The organism is Lysobacter sp. TAB13, from assembly GCF_052113885.1.
In the GTDB taxonomy this organism is placed as follows: Bacteria; Pseudomonadota; Gammaproteobacteria; order Xanthomonadales; family Xanthomonadaceae; genus Lysobacter; species Lysobacter gummosus.
The window spans coordinates 1-658 of record NZ_JBFRDR010000080.1 but is presented as its reverse complement, the minus strand read 5'-3'; the positions used below and the strand labels follow the sequence as shown (position 1 = coordinate 658).

The window sequence follows — 658 nt, the reverse complement described above, 5'->3', positions numbered from 1 at the left end:
ATCCCGGCCTATCTCGAGTTCTTCGGACTCCCCACCACGACATCGGAGGATCTCCGCGCGGTCGCACAACTCGGCTATGAGGAGACGCGCTCATGATCCCTTCCATCGCCACCGTCTGCGTCTCCGGTACGCTTCAGGAGAAGCTCGAGGCCATTGCGGCTGCCGGCTTTCGTGCCGTCGAGATCTTTGAGAACGACCTGATCGCCTTCCCGGGCTCGCCGGCAGAGGTGCGACGGATCTGCAGCGATCTCGGGCTCGCGATCGTGACCTGCCAGCCGTTTCGCGATTTCGAGGGGATGCCCGATGCGCGGCGGGTGCGGACATTCGACAGGGCGGAACGGAAATTCGACCTCCTGCAGGAGCTTGGGACCGACCTGCTCTTCGTCTGCTCGAGTGTCTCGCCCGAGGGCTTGAGCGGCATCGACAGGCTCGCCGGCGATTTCGCCGAGCTTGGCGAGCGGGCCGCCAAACGGGGGGTGCGCGTCGGCTATGAGGCGCTGGCCTGGGGACGTCATGTCTTTGACTATCGCGATGCCTGGGAGATCGTGCGCCGGGCCGGCCGCGACAATGTCGGCATCATCCTCGACAGCTTCCACATCCTCTCGCGCGGGCTCGATCCCGCTAGCATCGGCACCATCCCGCGCGACCGGATCTTCAT

At 65.2% G+C, this 658-nt stretch carries 1 protein-coding gene; it reads left to right on the top strand.

From position 1 onward, the window contains the following. Positions 1-92 precede the first annotated feature (92 nt). Positions 93-658: sugar phosphate isomerase/epimerase family protein (locus AB4Y92_RS25205; protein WP_441822104.1), on the top strand; the 566-nt coding region annotated here is incomplete at its 3' end.